The sequence below is a fragment of the Simplicispira piscis genome (genome assembly GCF_054783455.1).
In genome coordinates this window covers 29,181-43,582 of sequence record NZ_BAAGQN010000026.1, presented here as the reverse complement: position 1 = coordinate 43,582, position 14,402 = coordinate 29,181, and the positions used below count along the sequence as shown (strand labels likewise).

At 65.2% G+C, this 14,402-nt stretch carries 12 protein-coding genes; 2 read left to right on the top strand and 10 right to left on the bottom strand.

Features of this window, described 5'->3' with window-relative positions; translation table 11 throughout:
• Nucleotides 1-87: 87 nt before the first annotated feature.
• The 4 genes from panD to ACYVOC_RS16780 all read right to left on the bottom strand — a co-directional run bounded on the left by panD (nucleotide 88) and on the right by ACYVOC_RS16780 (nucleotide 3,405).
• Nucleotides 88-468 (bottom strand): aspartate 1-decarboxylase, encoded by a 381-nt coding sequence (gene panD, locus ACYVOC_RS16795; RefSeq protein WP_116006119.1) that lies wholly within the window; start codon nucleotides 466-468, stop codon nucleotides 88-90.
• A gap of 117 nt (nucleotides 469-585) precedes the next feature.
• Nucleotides 586-2,166: an L-aspartate oxidase gene (gene nadB, locus ACYVOC_RS16790; protein WP_461162535.1), complete on the bottom strand. Its 1,581-nt coding sequence runs from the start codon at nucleotides 2,164-2,166 to the stop codon at nucleotides 586-588.
• Between the two features lie 76 nt (nucleotides 2,167-2,242).
• Entirely contained in the window at nucleotides 2,243-3,070 is an 828-nt protein-coding gene (locus ACYVOC_RS16785) for a segregation and condensation protein A (protein WP_116004633.1), read from the bottom strand.
• Nucleotides 3,071-3,192: 122 nt separating this feature from the next.
• Nucleotides 3,193-3,405 (bottom strand): DUF3460 family protein, encoded by a 213-nt coding sequence (locus tag ACYVOC_RS16780; RefSeq protein WP_116004632.1) that lies wholly within the window; start codon nucleotides 3,403-3,405, stop codon nucleotides 3,193-3,195.
• A 46-nt stretch (nucleotides 3,406-3,451) separates the two neighbouring features.
• On the opposite strand from ACYVOC_RS16780, the gene bamE reads away from it, so the two are divergent.
• Nucleotides 3,452-3,964: an outer membrane protein assembly factor BamE domain-containing protein gene (gene bamE, locus ACYVOC_RS16775; RefSeq protein WP_461162534.1), complete on the top strand. Its 513-nt coding sequence runs from the start codon at nucleotides 3,452-3,454 to the stop codon at nucleotides 3,962-3,964.
• 111 nt (nucleotides 3,965-4,075) lie between these two features.
• On the opposite strand, the gene ACYVOC_RS16770 is transcribed toward bamE, so the two are convergent.
• Both ACYVOC_RS16770 and ACYVOC_RS16765 read right to left on the bottom strand, forming a co-directional pair.
• Nucleotides 4,076-5,734 (bottom strand): acetolactate synthase large subunit, encoded by a 1,659-nt coding sequence (locus ACYVOC_RS16770; RefSeq protein WP_461162533.1) that lies wholly within the window; start codon nucleotides 5,732-5,734, stop codon nucleotides 4,076-4,078.
• 22 nt (nucleotides 5,735-5,756) lie between these two features.
• Nucleotides 5,757-7,385, bottom strand: coding sequence for an FAD-dependent oxidoreductase (locus tag ACYVOC_RS16765; RefSeq protein ID WP_461162532.1), 1,629 nt, complete (start codon nucleotides 7,383-7,385; stop codon nucleotides 5,757-5,759).
• A gap of 72 nt (nucleotides 7,386-7,457) precedes the next feature.
• Between ACYVOC_RS16765 and ACYVOC_RS16760 the strand changes: the two genes are divergently transcribed.
• Complete coding sequence (locus ACYVOC_RS16760) at nucleotides 7,458-8,498, top strand: AraC family transcriptional regulator (RefSeq protein ID WP_461162531.1); 1,041 nt, start codon at nucleotides 7,458-7,460, stop codon at nucleotides 8,496-8,498.
• On the opposite strand, the gene ACYVOC_RS16755 is transcribed toward ACYVOC_RS16760, so the two are convergent.
• From ACYVOC_RS16755 to ACYVOC_RS16740, 4 genes are all read right to left on the bottom strand, one after another.
• Entirely contained in the window at nucleotides 8,401-10,107 is a 1,707-nt protein-coding gene (locus ACYVOC_RS16755) for a SulP family inorganic anion transporter (RefSeq protein ID WP_461162530.1), read from the bottom strand. The genes ACYVOC_RS16760 and ACYVOC_RS16755 overlap by 98 nt on opposite strands.
• 210 nt (nucleotides 10,108-10,317) lie before the next feature.
• Complete coding sequence (gene metG / locus ACYVOC_RS16750; protein WP_461162529.1) at nucleotides 10,318-12,399, bottom strand: methionine--tRNA ligase; 2,082 nt, start codon at nucleotides 12,397-12,399, stop codon at nucleotides 10,318-10,320.
• Between the two features lie 31 nt (nucleotides 12,400-12,430).
• A complete protein-coding gene (locus ACYVOC_RS16745) occupies nucleotides 12,431-13,687 on the bottom strand; it encodes a patatin-like phospholipase family protein (protein ID WP_461162528.1) in 1,257 nt (418 codons plus the stop codon).
• A 62-nt stretch (nucleotides 13,688-13,749) separates the two neighbouring features.
• Nucleotides 13,750-14,310: a restriction endonuclease gene (locus tag ACYVOC_RS16740; protein WP_461162527.1), complete on the bottom strand. Its 561-nt coding sequence runs from the start codon at nucleotides 14,308-14,310 to the stop codon at nucleotides 13,750-13,752.
• Nucleotides 14,311-14,402 lie beyond the last annotated feature (92 nt).

The following is a 14,402-nucleotide window of genomic DNA, read 5'->3' as shown; positions in this document are numbered from 1 at the left end:
ATGAAAAACCAGTATTGCTCGCCTGCCCAGCATCGTCAAGACCCTGCCTGAGACTCATTGCTAATCAAGTGTTTTTGATTTCTCTATTTACAGCGGCTGGGTTGGAACGTGGTCGCGCAGTTCGGTCTGGCGGTTGTTCGCGTCTACGAACACCAGCTGTGGGCGGTGCGTGGCGACCTTGTCTTCGGGAATCTGGGCAAAGGCGGCAATGATGAGCAGGTCGCCCACGCTGGCGCGGCGTGCCGCCGAGCCGTTGACCGAAATCATGCCGCTGCCGCGCTCGCCTTTGATGGCGTAGGTGATGAAGCGTTCGCCGTTGTTGATGTTCCAGATATGCACTTGCTCGTTCTCCACCATGTTGGCGGCTTCGAGCAGGTCTTCGTCGATGGCGCAGGAGCCTTCGTAGTGCAGTTCGCAGTGCGTGGCGGTGGCGCGGTGGATCTTGGATTTGAGCAGGGTGCGGTACATGGCGGTTTCCAGGGGGATCTTATTCTGTTTCCAAATCATTCGTGTCTAGGCGCGAAACCTACGATCAGTGCTGTGGCAAGGCGAAGCAACAACGACACGGATGGTTGAGAAATGGAATCAATGGGTGACGGGGGGAACGAGGATGGTGGGCGCGGCGGGCGCGGCCAACTGCGGGTAGTCGCGGCTGTAGTGCAGGCCCCGGCTTTCGCGCCGCAGCTGGGCTGATCGTACGATGAGTTCGGCCACCTGCACCAGGTTGCGCAGCTCCAGCAGGTCGCGCGTGATATGGAAGTGGGCGTAAAACTCATCGATCTCGGCCCAGAGCAGCGAGATGCGGTGCGCGGCGCGCTCCAGGCGCTTGTTGGTACGCACGATGCCCACGTAGTCCCACATGAAGCGGCGCAGCTCGTCCCAGTTGTGCGAAATCACCACCGACTCGTCGGCGTCGGTGACGCGGCTGTCGTCCCAGCGGGGCAATGCCGGAATCTGTACGCGCGGCGCGGCCGCGATGGTCTGCGCCGCCGCACGGGCGAACACCATGCATTCGAGCAGCGAATTGCTGGCCAGGCGGTTGGCGCCGTGCAGGCCGGTGCAGGCCACCTCGCCCACGGCGTACAGACCGGGCAGGTCGGTGCGGCCCGAAAGATCCGTTAGCACACCGCCGCAGGTGAAGTGGGCCGTGGGCACCACGGGAATCGGTTCTTGGGTGATATCGATGCCCAGATCGGCGCAGTGCGCCAGGATGTTGGGGAAATGTTCCTTCAGGAACTCCGGGCTCTGGTGCGAGATATCCAGGTGCACGCAATCCAGACCGTGTTTTTTCATCTCGTAGTCGATAGCGCGCGCCACCACGTCGCGCGGGGCCAGTTCGGCGCGGGGGTCATGCTCGGGCATGAAGCGTGTGCCATCGGGCAGCAGCAAGCGCCCGCCTTCACCGCGCACGGCCTCGCTGATGAGGAAGGACTTGGCGTGCGGGTGGTACAGCCCCGTGGGGTGGAACTGGATGAACTCCATGTTGCCCACGCGGCAACCGGCGCGCCAGGCCGCCGCTATGCCGTCGCCGGTGGCGGTGTCGGGGTTGGTGGTGTAGAGGTACACCTTGCCCGCGCCGCCCGTGGCCAGAATGGTTTGTGGTGCGCGGAAGGTCACGACTTCGTCGGTGGCCTTGTCCAGCGCATACAGGCCCAGGCAGCGCTGGCCGGCCAGGCCCAGCTTGCGGCTGGTGATCACGTCGACCAGTGTGTGGTGCTCGAACAGCGTGATGCCAGGCGTGGCGCGCACCACGTCGATCAGCGTTTTTTGCACAGCAGCGCCCGTGGCGTCGGTCACGTGGGCAATGCGGCGTGCACTGTGGCCGCCTTCGCGCGTGAGGTGCAGTTGCTCGCCCTCCTGCGTAAAGGGCACGCCGAGCTGGCGCAGCCAGCCGATGGCCTCGGGGGCGTTCTCCACCACAAAGCGCGTGGTGGCCAGGTCGCACAGCCCGGCGCCTGCGACCAGGGTGTCCTGGATGTGGGCCTCGAAAGTGTCGTCGTTGGCCAGCACGGCGGCAATGCCGCCCTGCGCCCAGCCGCTCGAACCATCCTGCATTTCTCGTTTGGTAATCACCGCGACGCGGTGCGTGGGCGCCAGGTGCAGCGCAGCCGACAGACCGGCCAGGCCGCTGCCCACAATCAGAACGTCAAAATCATGCGATGCCATGGTGTGTGGTGGGTTGGTGCATGGCGCTCGTCACCGGCCTTCGTGGTGGCCTGCTGCCATGCGGGCGTGGATCGGATCAGACGGGGGTATAGGCCAGTCTGACGTAAATGGGGGCAAAGGCCTCGGCCTGGGTGATCTCGATCAGCGTTTCCTTGGCCAGTTCCAGCAGGGCAATGAAGGTGACCACCAGCACGGTGCTGCCCTTGGCGGGGTCGAACAGGTGCTCGAACTCGACAAAGCGCCGCCCTTGCAATGCCTTGAGGACCTGGCTCATGTACTCGCGCACGCTCAGTTCCTCGCGGGTGATTTTGTGGTGCTGCACCAGCTTGGCACGTTTGAGAATGTCGCGCCAGGCGTCCTGCAGATCGACCAGGTCCACATCGGGGAAACGCGGCTGCAGGCTTTGCTCAATGTAGACCTGGGCCTTGAGAAAGTCGCGTCCGTACTGCGGCAGCTGGCCCAGTTGCTGGGCGGCCATTTTCATTTGCTCGTATTCAAGCAGGCGGCGCACCAGCTCGGCGCGCGGGTCTTCGGCTTCTTCGGCGCCCGCTTGCTTCTTGGGCGGGAGCAGCATGCGCGACTTGATCTCGATGAGCATGGCCGCCATCAGCAGGTACTCGGCCGCCAGTTCCAGATTGCGGTTGCGGATTTCGTCCACATACACCAGGTACTGGCGCGTCAGTCCGGCCATGGGGATGTCGAGAATATTGAAGTTCTGCTTGCGGATCAGGTAGAGCAGCAGGTCCAGCGGCCCTTCGAAGGCTTCGAGAAAAACCTCCAGCGCGTCGGGCGGGATGTACAGGTCGGTGGGCAAGGCGAACAGGGGTTCGCCGTACAGGCGCGCCAGCGCCACCTGGTCCACCACATCGGGCATGGCACTGGAAGGGGCCTCGATGCTATCCATGGATGCTTCTGAAATGATAGCTGTAGGCGCTTGATGGTAAAGCGCTAGGAGTTTTTTTGGCTGGGGTCGATTTGCAGCCGACGATTCCCAAGTCCGACAGGCTCCTAGAGGCCATTTTTGCCTTAAGGGTGTTTGGTTTCTGTCTGGTAGACGTAGGGTTGTTGCTGCACTTGGCCGGCGCGGTAGTCCTGCCACAGGGTGCGGTCGACCTTCTTGTCCCAGAGCAGTGCACGGCCGGCCTGCTGCTGGGCATCGAGCGCAGGCTTTTGCTGCTTGAGCTGCTCGATGAACTGGGTGGCGTCGGAGGTGTAGTGGGGGCGGGCAAAGATGGACATGGTATTGGGCTAAGCTGTATCCATGGATTTTACCGGGACTGTCACGATGCACCTCAAACACCTTGCCGCCACTGCTGCCATGGCACTGGCCTTGCTGGCCACCAGCGGTTGCGACCCGCAGCGCATCAGCGAACTGGAGCCGGGGCGCTCGACCGAGGTGGACGTGCGCGACCGCTTTGGCGTGCCCGACAACATCTGGGACGCAGGCGGTGGCTTGCGCACCTTTGAATACAACCGCCAGCCCGCCGGGCAGCGCAACTACATGATCGATATCGGTGCCGATGGCCGCCTGGTCGCCGTGCGCCAGGTGCTCACGCCCGAGAACTTTGCCCGCATCCAGCCCGGCATGGACATGGCAGAAGTGCGCCGCCTGCTGGGCAAACCGGCCAAGGTGACGCCTTTCGATCTGAAGAACGAAACCCACCATGACTGGCGCTACCTCGAAGCCCCGAACACGGCCATGCTGTTCACCGTGGTGACAGACCGCAGCCTGCGCGTGCTGCGCACCCAGTCGGGGCCTGATATGACGGCGCCCGAGAATGCGGGTGGAGGGCGTTGAGTTTTTGACGTTTTCGGGGGAGGGGGCTCCGCCCTCAGCCAAGGCACAGCGCAAACTATCAAAACAATAGCTGTCAGCGCATGCTAGATAAGCGCAAAGCCCCAAAAATACTCAAGGCGCAATCTTGCGCTTGAGCGCCCGTGCCACCGCCGGTGGCAAATGCGGCAGCGAGCGCAGCAACCAGGGCAGCACCTTGCGCTTGGCACCGCTAAGCGACTCGGGCACCAGCGCCTCGATCAAATGCGGCCCCGGTGTCGCCAGTGCGTATTCCAGCGCCTTGTTGAACCCCTCGGCCGTATCGGTACGCACGGCGTGCACGCCCATGCCTTGGGCCAGCAGCGCGAAGTTGAGTGTGGGCCCGCTCAGGTCGAGCTGCGATTGGGCCTTGGGGCCCACCTCGTCGGCGCCCACGCGTTCCAGCTCCACGTTGAGCACCGAGTACGACGCGTTGTTGAACACGATGGACACCACATGCAGCTTCTCGCGCGCCATGGTCCAGAGCGCCTGAAAGGTGTACATGGCGGTGCCGTCGCCAATCAGCGCAATCACGGGGCGGTCCGGGCAGGCAATGGCCGCGCCGACGGCGTTGGGCAGCCCCTGGCCGATGGCGCCGCCGGTGAGGGTGATGAGGTCGTGGCGCGGCGCGCCTGCCGTCATGGTGGAGAGCATCAGCCCCGAGGTGATGGCTTCATCGATCAGGATGGCGTTGTCCGGCAGCAGGTGGCCCACGGCCTTGCACACCTTGGGCGCGGTGAGCTTGCCGCGCGGGCGGCCTGGGCGCTGTGCAGCCTGCAGGGCGGGCGCGGTCTGCGTGGCGCCCAGTGCGCTGGCGAGCTGCACCAGGCTGGCAGCTGCGTCTTGGGCTGGGGTGGAGAGCGTATGCACGGTGCAGCTGTCGGGCACCAGCTCACTCTTTTTGCCGGGGTAGGCGAAGAACGACACCGGCGCTTTGGCGTCGACCAGCACCAGGTGTTCGATCTCGGCCAGTTGCACGCCCGCCATTTCGGCCAGGTAGGCAATGCGCTCGACATGGGGCAGCCCGGCGCCCCGCTCCATGCGGGTGGGGAACACTTCGGCCAGCAGCTGCACGCCGCTGTGGGCGGCAATGCGTGCGGCCGCCAGCAGCGCGGGCTCGCGCAGGGCGTGTCCGCCCAGTAGCAAGGCAGTTTTTTTGCCCGAGCGCAGTACCTCGGCAATGGCTTGCACCACCGCAGCATCCGCGGCCTGGGGTGCGGGCTGTGCGGGCGGCGGGCAGGGCTCGGCGCCCTCGCCCCAAGACACGTCGGCCGGCAGGATCAGCGTCGCCACTTGCCCCGGCAGGCCGCGCGCGGCGGTGATGGCGTCGGTGGCGTCTTGGCACAACTGGGCGGTGCTGGTAGACGTGCGCACAAAACCGGGCGACACATTGCGCGCCACGGTTTCAATGTCGGACTGCAGCTGCGCGTCGAGTCGCGTGTGGTAGGTAGCGTGGTCGCCCACGATGTTGACGATGGGCACCTTGCCCTTGCGCGCGTTATGCAGGTTGGCCAGGCCATTGCCCAGGCCGCAGCCCAGGTGCAAGAGCGTGGCCGCGGGCTTGCCGGCCATGCGGGCATAGCCGTCGGCCGCACCGGTGGCGACGCCCTCAAACAGCGCCAGCACGGCGCGCATGCGCGGTTCGCTGTCCAGCGCCGCGACAAAGTGCATTTCGCTGGTGCCGGGGTTGGAGAAGCAAACTTCGATGCCGGCATCGACCAGCGTTTTCATCAGGGCTTGTGCGCCGTTGGGCATGGAATGTCTCCTGGGGGGAAGGTCAAAGGCCGTGGCCGGTGGTGATGGAGCGCGCCGCAGCCCGCCCCGTGAGAATGCAGCCGGGCAAAAAGGTGCCTTCGAGCGAGCGCTTGCCGCTGGCGCCGCCGCCGCCAAAGCCGGCCGCCTCGCCCACACAGTACAGGCCGCCAATGGGCTGGCCCGCGCCGTCCAGCACCCGGCTTTGCAAATCGGTCTGCAGGCCGCCCAGGCTTTTGCGGGTGATGAGCTGCATCTGGATGGCGATGTAGGGGCCGGCACCGGCTTTCTGCAGCGGTGCCGGGGCGCAGGTGCGCAGCTTGTCGGGGCCCCACTGGCGCGCATGCAGGATGCGGCGAATCTGGTCGTCGTTGTGCAGCTTGGCACCGTTGGTAAAGTTGGCGTCAAACGTGTCCGCCGTGGCTTGCAGCACCGCGGGGTCCATGTCGTGCGAGCAGGTGAGCGCATTCATTTTGGCGGCCAGGCCAGCGAGGGTGTCGTCCACCAGAAAGTGGCGGCTCTCGCTTTGCATCTGGCGCACCAGGCGGTGGTTGCCGAGCAGGGTTTCCTTCAAGAAGGCGGGGAACTGCTTGTCGCGGATGCGCTGGTTGTGCTCGGCACCCGAAATCGCGAATTCCTTGATGGCGATGCGCCAGTTCAGCAAGTGCCAGGTCCAGGGCTTTTCCTGGGCGGCGACGCGCTGGCACAGCCAGTGGGTGTCAAAGCCCGTGACCAGCGGCTCGGGGCCAATGCGCTCGCCCCGGTGGTTCAGCCACAGCGCCGATTTGCAGGGGATGGTGGACAGGCCATGGCCCTCAAAGTGCGGAAACGGGTGCGGAAAGCCCGCGGCGTAGTTCCACATCTCACCGGCGTGGGTGATTTGCCCTTTCATCGTGTCGGCCACCCAGTGGTGCATCTTGCCGTCGGCAAAGGGGTGTGCGCCATTGAGCATGCTGGCAGGGCAGGGGCGGTGCTTGGGCCAGTTGGCGCGCGCCTCTTCGTGGTTGCCGTTGATGCCGCCCATGGCCAGGACGACGACAGGGGCGGTGAGGCGCACTTGCGCACCGGTTTCCTCATCCACCGCCACGGCGCCTGAGACTTGACCGCTGCTGTGCTCCAGCGCGATCACGCGGTGGCGGTGCAGCAGGGTGAGGCGTCCGGCACCTTTACCTGTGGTGGCGGCTTCGCGCAGCGCGGCAATCATGCGGAGCGTAAGTTCGCGCGCGGTGCCCCAGACCACGTGGTAACGCGGTACGCTGTTGCCGTCACCGTTCATTCCGCGCTCGACCCAGTTCACGGTCGGCATGAACTTCACGCCTTCGGCCAGCAGCCAGTCGTACACCTGGCGGCCCGAATGCTGCACGTAGTGCTCGGCCCATTCGCGGGGGCGTACATCGCTCTCGTCCAGCTCGGCAAAACGCAGCCAGTCGCGCAGGGCCAATTCCGGGGTGTCGGGGATTTTCATGCGCGCCTGCAGCGCGGTACCCACCAGCGCCATGCCGCCAAAGGCCCACAAGGCCAGGCCGCCAAAGCGCTCGGGGGTGTCGCGGTCGACCAGCGCGACGGATTGGCCTGCGCGCAGGCATTCCAGCGCGGTGACGATACCGGCCAGCCCCCCGCCGACCACCACCACCTCATGCGGCTGTGATTGCATCGCTTGTCTCCTTTTTTATGGCTGAACCATAGACCCTTATCATGGAATCTTTCTTGACCTTGGAGCCACTGCATGTTGACTTCAGCGCCCAGCGTCTCTCTGAGTTGGGTCAACACCGTCATTGCTGCCGCCGAGCGCCAGGGCGTGCCCTGCGCCGACCTGCTGGCGCGCGCCGGGGTGGTGCACGAACGTCTGGGCGGGCTGCGCTGGCCGGTGGACGACATCACCCGCCTCTGGCGCGCCGCCGCTGAACTGACGGGTGACGCCGCCTTTGGCCTCAATACCGGGCGCCAGGTGGGGCCGGGCAGCTTCAATGTGGTCAGCTTTATCCTGCTGTCGTCGGCCACGCTGCGCAGTGCCATCGGCCAGTTGCAGGAGTACCAGCGCCTCATCAGCGACGGCGGTCGTTTTCAAATGTTGACCGGGGTGCAGCACAGCTGGCTCATCTACCACCCGCAGCAGGGTAGCCTTGCGTTCAGCCCGCACCAGGTGGAGTCGGTGCTGGCTGCAGCCGTGTGCTTTAGCCGCTGGGTGACCGGCCAGCCGCTAAAACCCGTGCGCGTGCAGTTCAGCCATGGGCAGATCGGGCCTTTGTCGGCCTATATGCAAGCCCTGGCGGCCGAGGTGCAGTTCGAGCAGGCTTTCAACGGCCTGCTGCTGGACAACACCGTGCTGGATGCCCCCTTGCCCCAGGCCGATGCTGAACTGGCGCAACTGCACCGCGCCCATGCGGCGGCGCAGCTGGCTGCGTTGTCGGCGCCCGTGTTGCTGCGCACCCGGGTCGAGCAATGGCTGACCGGCGCGCTCGACGGCAGCGTGCCGGGCCGCGCGCAGGCGGCGTGCCAGTTTGGACTGGGGGAGCGGGCGTTTGCGCGCCGGCTGCAGGACGAAGACGTGCGCTACGTCGACCTGGTCGATGGCGTGCGCCATGCGCTGGCTTGCCAGGCCGTGGCCGGTGGGGCTGAGCCGTTTGTGCATATTGCGCGGCGGCTGGGATTTTCGGAGGCCAGTGCCTTCAACCGGGCGTTTCGCCGCTGGACGGGCTGTGCCCCGGGGGACTGGCAGCAGCAGAGGGCTGCGGCGCCGCAGACTGTGCCGCCAGACGGGCGTTGAAACCCGATCGTTCCAGGAGCGATGCGGGCTGTTCTTGTGCGCCACAAAGCGTCAGCCGTCCGCCGCGTTCCGCCACTGCCTTGAGGATCTGCTCCAGACCTTCAAGGCCCGTGGTGTCCAGGGCGAACAGGTCACTGGCGTCCAGCCGCACCTGCACGCCCAGGGGGGCCGCTTCGATGGCCTCCACCAGCGGGTCCACCTTGCTGGCAGCGCCAAAGAACAGCACGCCGTGCAGGCGCCAGGCCAGGGTCGGTACGCCCGCCTGCACCGGAGTTTCGGGCTCTGCGCGAAAGAGCTCGCTCATGCGCCTGACAAACAATGCGCAAGCCAGCACCAGACCCACCTGCACGGCCACGGTAAGGTCAAACACCACCGTGAGGAAAAACGTCCCCAGCAACAGCAAGCGGTAGTGGTTGGAAAAGTGCTTGAGGCGCGCAAACTCGTGCCATTCGCCCATGTTCCAGGCCACGTGCAGCAGGATGCCCGCCAGCACCGCCAGCGGAATGTGCAGCGCCAGCGGGGCCGCCACCAACACGATGGCGGCCAATGTGGCGGCATGCACGATGCCTGCAACCGGGGACGTTGCCCCGGCGCGCAGATTGGTCACTGTGCGCGCAATGGTGCCGGTGACCGGCATGCCGCCGAAAAACGGAACCACGAAATTGGCGACGCCCTGGGCCATCAGTTCCTGGTTGGGGTCGTGTTTGCGAATGTGCGGGCTGTCGGCAAGCTGGTCGGCAACACGTGCGCACAGGAGCGATTCGATAGCGCCCAGCAAGGCAATGGTGATGGTGGGGGCCACCAGCAGGCGCACCGTGTCCCAGGAAAACTCGGGCAGCGCAAACACCGGCAGGCTTTGCGGTATGCCGCCAAAGCGGGTGCCCAGCGTCTCTACCGGGTAGCCCATGCCGTGTGACAGGGCCGTGAGCGTGATGAGCGCGACCACCGGCGCGGGGATGCGCACAAAGGAGCGCACCGTATGGCCACCCGGCATGCGCAGTACCGGTGAATCGTGCATGAAGAGGCGCGGCCACAGAAACAGGCCTGCCAGGCAGGCTGCGCCCAGGCCCAGCGCGTAGGGATTCACGGTGCCCACGTGCAGCGCCATGACGTGCACTTGCGAGAAGAAATTGCCCGGCATCTTGTCGATGGCCAGACCCAGAAAATCCTTGAGCTGCGAAACGGCAATCAGCACCGCAATGCCGTTGGTGAAACCGATGACGATGCTGACCGGCACAAAGCGCACCAGGCTGCCCAGACGCAGCAGCCCCAAGGCAAACAGCAGCACGCCGGCGCAGGCGGTGGAAATGAGCAGGTTGGCGACGCCGTAGCGCTCGACGATGCCGTAGACGATGACGATGAAGGCGCCCGCTGGCCCGCCAATCTGCACATTCGTGCCGCCCAGCAATGCCACCAGGAAACCACCGATGATGGCCGTCCACAGCCCCGCTTGCGGCGGCAGTCCGCTGGCGATGGCAAATGCCATGGCCAGCGGCAGCGCCACCACGCCGACCGTGGCACCGGCCCCCAGGTCGGCCAATGCGCGGCTGTGGTTGTAGCCGCGCAGGGCGTCAACGATGCGGGGACGAAAGGTGAATGAAAAAGACATGCAGGCAACTCCGGGAAGTGAGTGTCACATCGACGGAGGGCTGCCGCACGGCCGCAGACTGCGCGGAGAGGGCTTGCGGAGGGGCGTGCTGCGATTCATGGGGCGTACCAGTGTAAGTGCGCCCCATCGGCGCGCAACTGCCGACAACCCGTAGCAAAAACACCGCCTGCTGTCAGGCCCGGGAAAGACCCTTGTGCTGAGGTCGCCGTCTCAGCGCACGCGCATACCCGGCGTGGCACCCGGCCAGGGGCTGAGCACGTGGATGCCGGGGTTCTGCTTCTCGTCGCCATGGCTGGCGGCCAGCACCATGCCTTCGGACACGCCAAACTTCATCTTGCGCGGGGCCAGATTGGCCACCATCACGGTGAGCTTGCCCACCAGCTCCTGGGGCTGGTAGCTGCTGGCGATGCCGCTGAACACGTTGCGCGTGCGGCCTTCGCCCACATCCAGTGTCAGGCGCAGCAGCTTGGTCGAGCCTTCCACAGGCTCGCAGTTCACGATCAGCGCGATGCGCAGGTCAATCTTGGAAAAATCGTCGATGGTGATGGTGGGGGCCAGCTCCTCGCCGCCGGGTACTACTGTATTTGTAGCTGCTTGCGCTTTCTCCGCTTGGGCTGGAGGCTCAAACAATGCTTCAAGTTGCTTGGCGTCCACGCGCTGCATCAGGTGCTTGTAGTCACCAATCACATGGCCCTGGCCCAGCATGGTCTGCGTGCTGGCAAAGTCGAAGGGCGCTACCTTCAGGAAGGCTTCCACCTGCGCAGCCAGGAGCGGTAGCACGGGCTTGAGCAGGATGGTGAGCAGGCGGAACGCTTCGATGCAGGTAGTGCACACGTCCTGCAGGCGCTCTTCCATGCCGTCCTGCTTGGCCAGCTCCCAGGGCTTGTTCTGGTCGACGTAGGCGTTGACCCGGTCGGCCAGCAGCATGGTCTCGCGCAGGGCCTTGCCATATTCGCGCTCGGCCAGCAGTTCGATGATGGAGGGCGCCACCGTGCGCAGGTGCTCCAGCAGCGCGTCGCCATCGGCCGAGACTTCGCCCAGGGCTCCGCCAAAACGTTTGGCGATGAAACCGGCCGCGCGCGATGCGATGTTGATGTACTTGCCGATCAGGTCGCTGTTGACGCGGGCCATGAAGTCGTCGGCGTTGAAGTCGATGTCTTCGTTGCGGCTGCTCAGCTTGGTGGCCAGGTAGTAGCGCAGCCATTCGGCGTTCATGCCCAGGCCCAGGTACTTGAGAGGGTCCAGGCCCGTGCCCCGGCTCTTGCTCATCTTTTCGCCGTTGTTCACGGTGAGAAAGCCGTGTACGAACACCGCATCGGGCACCTTGCGGCCACTGAACTTGAGCGTGGCCGGCCAGAACAGGGTGTGGAAGGTGACGATGTCCTTGCCAATGAAGTGGTACTGCTCCAGGGCCGGATCGGCCATGTAGGCGTCGTAGTCTTCACCACGCTTGTCGAGCAGGTTTTTCAGCGAAGCCAGGTAGCCAATGGGGGCATCGAGCCAGACGTAAAAGTACTTGCCCGGCGCATCGGGGATCTCGATGCCAAAGTAGGGCGCATCGCGCGAGATGTCCCAGTCACCCAGGCCCTCGCTGGTGCTGCCGTCGGGGTTGGTGCGCACGGTGAACCATTCGCGCACCTTGTTGGCCACCTCGGGCTGCAGGCGGCCGTCTTGCGTCCAGTCTTCCAGGAAGGCCACGCAGCGCGGGTCGGAGAGCTTGAAGAAAAAATGCTCCGAGCTCTTGAGCACGGGCTTGGCGCCCGACAGTGCGGAATAGGGGTTGATCAGATCGGTGGGCGCATACACCGCGCCGCAGACCTCGCAGTTGTCGCCGTATTGGTCCTTGGCGTGGCATTTGGGGCACTCGCCCTTGATGAAGCGGTCGGGCAGAAACATGTTCTTCTCGGGGTCGAAGAACTGCTCGATGGTGCGCGTTTCAATCAGGCCATTGGCCTTGAGGTCGCGGTAAATGTCCTGTGCGAGCTGGTGGTTTTCGGGGGCGTCCGTGCTGTGCCAGTTGTCGAATGCGATGTGAAAGCCATCGAGGTACTGCTTGCGCCCGGCGGCGATGTCGGCCACGAACTGCTGGGGAGTCTTGCCCGCCTTTTCGGCAGCAATCATGATGGGGGCACCGTGCGTGTCGTCGGCCCCGACAAAATTCACCGCGTTGCCCAGCATGCGCTGGGTGCGTACCCAGATGTCGGCCTGGATGTATTCCATGATGTGGCCGATGTGGAAATGGCCGTTGGCATACGGCAGGGCGGTGGTAACGAAGAGTTTGCGTGCGGGCATCGGTAGCGGCTTTCTGGCGGAACCCGCGATTTTAGGCTTTTGCCTCCCCGACCGGTGTCGGCAGGGGTGCTCCCGTATCGTTCCAGCCAAAGAAGCGGCATACGGCGGCGCGCTGGGTCAGGGTGTCGGCGCGGCCCAGGGCCATCAGGTCGCGTGTGTAGCCTTGCTCAAACAGCAGGTAGCTGGCCAGCGCCGCGCCGCGCACATCCTGCATGTTGGCGGTAACGCCCAGGGCGCCCAGCATGGTGCGCACCGGCGCGGGCAGGTCGGCCACGTGGCGCGCGGCCACGGCGTCCAGACGCTGGGACGGTGCGATCACCAGCAGCTCGATGGGCCGCAGCGCGCTGTTGTTGCGTGCCTCGGGCGGGATGAGTGCAATGGTCTGGTTGATGCGCTGCATGCGCTCGACATCGACCGACAGCGCATCCAGAAAGATGTTGGACAGCGCATGCCCCGCGATTTGTGCCAGCGAAGGGTAACCATTGGACAGCAGGGGCGCGCCCTCGGTTTTAGGCTCGTGCATGCGGCCCGCGCCCACCACCAGAATGCGCTCGGCGCCCAGGTGGATGGCCGCTGCGATAGGTGCGGACTGGCGCATGGAACCATCGCCAAAATATTCGGTGCGGTCTTCGACGTCGATCGCCGTGGCCGGAAAGACGAACGGAATGGCAGACGAGGCCAGCAGATGCTCGTGCGTAATGCGGTCGCGCACGGCGCGGCGCTGCGAGCGCACCCAGGGGTCCAGCCGCTCGCCCGCTTCAAAAAAAGTCACATGGTCGCCCGTGCTATAGCTCGAGGCCGTGACCGCCAGCGCCTGCAGATGGCCTTGGCGTATCAGGCGCGGCAAACGCACCAGCGGCACCATCTTGATCAGTAGCTTGGCCAGCGGTGCGTTGTCCAGCAGCGAGCGCGGCCGCATGCGGCGCCATTTCGCCAGCACCCAGCCCAGCGACAGCAGTGTGAGCCAGCGCGCACCGCTGCGCGCCACGCTGAGGGAGTCGGCGCGGTACACCTGCTGCGCATGAAAGTTGCTCCACACCCGCACGATGCGCCGCACGACCCGGTCGAACTGGTCGGCACCGCAGGCCAGCGCCGCGGCGTTGATGGCGCCCGCCGAGGTGCCGGTGATGATGGGAAAGGGGTTGGGCTCCTTGCCCGCACCGCAGGCCAGGCGCAAGTCCGCAATGGCTTCGAGCACACCGACCTGGTAGGCCGCTCGTGCGCCGCCGCCGGTCAGCAGCAGGCCGGTGCGGGGTGTGGTGGAAGGCGGTGCTTCAGGCTGGGGCATGCCTGCAAGTGTGCCGCCGCACCAGTGCGCTACAGCCTTGGGAAAACCCGCAAAGGAGCGGGTCAGTGCAACAGCAGTTGCGCCAGCGCATCGCCTTGCACGATGGTCAGGCCATGGTCACGGGCAAACAGGCGTGCGTTCTCGCTCAACTGGCCCTGGCCCAGCAGGTACAGCCCCGTTGTGGAATCACGTTGCTGCAAGGCAGCGTGCAGTTCTCGCAGCGGCTCCACGCCATGGTGGGCCGCCTTCCAGCGCCGTGCGCTGGCCAGCTGGGTTTGCCCGTTCCGCGTCAGTGCGAAATCCGCCGCGCCACCGGAGGGCAGGCGCACCACCTGGTAGCCCTGTGCCACCCAGGCGGCCTCCAATGCCTCGGCCAGCGTGCGCCAGGGCATGGCCTGCAATTGTGCGTGTTGGGCGTTGATGCGTGCGGCGCTGGGAGCATGCCACTGGCGCCACGCGGCGATGCAGCCCACGGCAAAAAACGGAAACGTGCCCAGCACCCCGGCCAGAGCGTAGTCGCGCGGCAGCAGTGCAACCGCGGCCAGCGAGAACAATCCCATCAGGGCAAAGCTGACCCACCACGGCGAGCGCAGCAGGACAGCAAACAGCGAGTTGGGGGACATTTTGAATTTCACGTGACTCCTTGGTGGCGGGTGGCATTGTCCTGCAGTCAGTGGGGTCTGGGCGCTTCGATAGACTCACCACTCCCCACAGG

What these genes read in the sequence shown, in the direction of transcription:
- panD (WP_116006119.1), bottom strand. Translation starts at nt 468, where the DNA reads ATGTACCGCACCCTGCTCAAATCCAAGATCCACCGCGCCACCGCCACG.
- nadB (WP_461162535.1), bottom strand. Translation starts at nt 2,166, where the DNA reads ATGGCATCGCATGATTTTGACGTTCTGATTGTGGGCAGCGGCCTGGCC.
- ACYVOC_RS16785 (WP_116004633.1), bottom strand. Translation starts at nt 3,070, where the DNA reads ATGGATAGCATCGAGGCCCCTTCCAGTGCCATGCCCGATGTGGTGGAC.
- ACYVOC_RS16780 (WP_116004632.1), bottom strand. Translation starts at nt 3,405, where the DNA reads ATGTCCATCTTTGCCCGCCCCCACTACACCTCCGACGCCACCCAGTTC.
- bamE (WP_461162534.1), top strand. Translation starts at nt 3,452, where the DNA reads ATGCACCTCAAACACCTTGCCGCCACTGCTGCCATGGCACTGGCCTTG.
- ACYVOC_RS16770 (WP_461162533.1), bottom strand. Translation starts at nt 5,734, where the DNA reads ATGCCCAACGGCGCACAAGCCCTGATGAAAACGCTGGTCGATGCCGGC.
- ACYVOC_RS16765 (WP_461162532.1), bottom strand. Translation starts at nt 7,385, where the DNA reads ATGCAATCACAGCCGCATGAGGTGGTGGTGGTCGGCGGGGGGCTGGCC.
- ACYVOC_RS16760 (WP_461162531.1), top strand. Translation starts at nt 7,458, where the DNA reads ATGTTGACTTCAGCGCCCAGCGTCTCTCTGAGTTGGGTCAACACCGTC.
- ACYVOC_RS16755 (WP_461162530.1), bottom strand. Translation starts at nt 10,107, where the DNA reads ATGTCTTTTTCATTCACCTTTCGTCCCCGCATCGTTGACGCCCTGCGC.
- metG (WP_461162529.1), bottom strand. Translation starts at nt 12,399, where the DNA reads ATGCCCGCACGCAAACTCTTCGTTACCACCGCCCTGCCGTATGCCAAC.
- ACYVOC_RS16745 (WP_461162528.1), bottom strand. Translation starts at nt 13,687, where the DNA reads ATGCCCCAGCCTGAAGCACCGCCTTCCACCACACCCCGCACCGGCCTG.
- ACYVOC_RS16740 (WP_461162527.1), bottom strand. Translation starts at nt 14,310, where the DNA reads ATGTCCCCCAACTCGCTGTTTGCTGTCCTGCTGCGCTCGCCGTGGTGG.